The organism is Oleiphilus sp. HI0132, assembly GCF_001635845.1.
The window spans coordinates 1-2,764 of sequence record NZ_LWGJ01000699.1 but is presented as its reverse complement, the minus strand read 5'-3'; the positions used below and the strand labels follow the sequence as shown (position 1 = coordinate 2,764).

Here is a 2,764-nt window from a genome sequence, read left to right as displayed (position 1 = left end):
GTTTTTGGTGCTGTAAAAGGGTGGCTCGATGTTAGGGTATCTCACCGAACACCTTATCTTGAGTTTAGCTGGCAAGGCACTTGCGAGGGTGATGACCTTTGTGGTCGGGGTAAAATTGAATTTCCTACTCCTTTACAAGGTGACGGTGAAATTTATATTCATTGTGGTGACGAGTCAGGGTTCATCATTGAAAGAAAAATATAACCAGGCCAGCCAACATCGCCCACAAAGGGCCGTGGGCTGGACTCGCTTCGCTCGCCGTTGCTGGCGGCGTTAACTGTCTTATNAAAATCGAACGAGTAGTAAACAATCGTGGTGAGTTTTGGATGTTTACGTTCAAAAATCGAAAGGTTTCACGTAAAGGCACCACAAAGATTCTGGAGCAACTCGAGGGTGTCGAAATTACTCATCACCCCCACTGGGCAGACGATGATGTTTTCTGCACATTCAAGTTCAGAGATCATGACTTTGAAGTCTACGAAATGTGGGGTGATTCCGACGAGTACACCGTAGACGCCAATGAGCCCAATATTCCGCAGTTAGAAGTACTTGCAAAACATTTTGAAGCTTCAGCTCCCATCAAGGGTGGCGACTTTGCTCATAATTTATATTTTTTCATCAACTGGACCATATTTTCTTCAGTTGTTATGGGGGTAATCTTCGGTGTATGGTCTGGCATTAAGTGGATTACCAGTTAACAAGTTTAGCCTGCCTCGCCCCGGAAAAAGCCCCGGGGCTGGACTCGCTATCGCTCGCCGCAGCTAAAGGCGTTGGTATGACTCCCCACGTCAAGAGGCCCGCACAAAATCCTGCCGGAACCTCGGCCAGAGCCTTTCTTTTTAATTAACATTCTTCCCGTTAGGGAAGCGTCAACGCATCAGATGAAGCAAGTAATTTCGACGGTGATCATGCTGGTATTCGTGGGTTGCTAACGCGACGCGTTAACCTATCCAACCTTACTTATTACGTCGTGGTGCCTGTCTTCAGTCTATGCTCGTGGATCAATGTACTGCTAGCTCATTGCCAACCTAACGCCTTCGGTGATTGCACCACAGCCGCTGCTTGATCTTTTGCATTGACGCTAAACTTGTTCATGTATTATTCCTTATCTACTTAAGCGGGTACGCGTGAGATTCGTGTTTTTGGATCTATTCTGGGTAAGGTGACTTCCTTCGAGATTGACCAGATATAAGCTATCAGTTCTCGTGCGATCGCCGTTACCACGACACTTCGATGTTTACCTTTGTGTATTAGTCGTTGATATCGTCTACATAATCTCTGTTGTGCTTGCCAAGCTTGATCAATTACCTCTTTCGGCAATCCTTCCTGCCTGAGCTGTAATTCCTTCGATATCTTTGCGGGATAGCGATAGCTATGTGCAGCCTCAACTAACAATCTCCTCGCTCGCCCATTTCCACACTTGGTGATCGCGCCTAAGTGTCGTTTTCCTCCACTTGAATGTTCGGAGGGCGTCGTTCCGATATAACTCATCAGTTTTCTAGGGCTATCAAATCGTGTTAAGTCTCCTAGCTCTACAATGACACCAGTGGCGGTGAGCAGTCGAACGCCTCTCAAGGCTTGTATCGCTTTCACAACCGGATAATATCGCCATTGCTTCACGTGATGGGCGAGTTCATTGTCCAGACGCTCTAGTCGAGCATTGCGTTCTGAAATGGTTTGAATCATCTCTTGCAAGACAAATTGCTGACTAGGATGAGGTAAGATGATCTCTGTTAACCAACGAAGGTGTTTTAAGCTCCAATTTGATTTGCCTGAATAGTTAATATGGTTTCTGAGCAGCAAGGCTTTTAGCTGGAAACGTGCATTATTCAAATCATGCATTGCACGCTCACGTGCTCGAGATAGATCTCGTATTGCTTCATCTGCGGGTTCAGGAACGTAAATCGGATCAAGGTCGCCATTACGAACCAAACGAGCTAAATCTTGTGCATCGCGTTTATCTGTTTTCACGCGTTGTCCGGGTTTCTTTGGAATCAGTGATGGCGCAACAACATAGCAACAATGGCCTAAGCTTGTCAGCAATCGATAAATCCAGTAGCCACAGGGGCCTGCTTCATAAACAAAATGCAGGGTAGCCTGCGGGTATTTGCTTTCAAACTGTCTTGCCATCTTGGTAAGTGATACTTTGGCTGAAGAAACTCTTCCAAGATGCTTTACTTCTGAGCCTCGTTGATCTTCGCAATATGCGACTTCGGTGAACTCCTTATGGGTGTCCAATCCGACAAAAATTATGGTATTGTTTTTCATGGTGCTGGCCTCCGCTTATATGGTATGACACATATATTATGGCTCTGGCTTTGCTAACCCACGATAGGAGGTCAGCACTCTTTTGGGACGTGGGGAGTCATTATGTCTATGTAAATTCAGCAAAGATGCATACCCAATGAACTGGGCGTATGAATAAAGTTTGGCCAAGGAGTGAAGAGATAAATGAAGAGAATATTCTTTATTGTTTTATTAGTTTCCGGTTGTGCAACATCATCAGGCGTAATCCCTATAGGGATAGATACGTATTTGATTTCTAGATCCCAAAAAGGATTCGATGTGGTTGGTGGCAGTGTTAAAGCTGATGTATATAAAGAAGCATTTGCATTTTGTAACAATCAAAATAAGCATTTCCAAGTTGTTCGAGTATCTCAAAAGGATATGGTTCCATTCACATCAGATGCCCAGGCAGAAATTCAGTTTATGTGTCTGGATAAAGAAGATCCTGAGTTAACTCGGCCAAATATAAAGAGAGAGG

3 protein-coding genes and 1 pseudogene are annotated in these 2,764 nt (G+C 44.8%); 3 read left to right on the top strand and 1 reads right to left on the bottom strand.

All coding sequences use genetic code 11. The features are described from left to right. Nucleotides 1-204, top strand: a pseudogene (locus A3766_RS31945) (hypothetical protein); the annotation flags it as partial. 122 nt (nt 205-326) lie between these two features. Beyond that, nucleotides 327-698 (top strand): hypothetical protein, encoded by a 372-nt coding sequence (locus A3766_RS08315; RefSeq protein WP_068642071.1) that lies wholly within the window; start codon nt 327-329, stop codon nt 696-698. Between the two features lie 415 nt (nt 699-1,113). Here the strand turns inward: A3766_RS08315 and A3766_RS08310 are convergent, their stop codons facing one another. Continuing rightward, nucleotides 1,114-2,268 (bottom strand): IS110 family transposase, encoded by a 1,155-nt coding sequence (locus tag A3766_RS08310; RefSeq protein WP_068510169.1) that lies wholly within the window; start codon nt 2,266-2,268, stop codon nt 1,114-1,116. 183 nt (nt 2,269-2,451) lie between these two features. Here A3766_RS08310 and A3766_RS08305 point away from each other — a divergent pair. Further along, a partial coding sequence (locus tag A3766_RS08305) for a hypothetical protein (RefSeq protein ID WP_068642069.1) occupies nt 2,452-2,764 on the top strand: 313 nt, incomplete at its 3' end.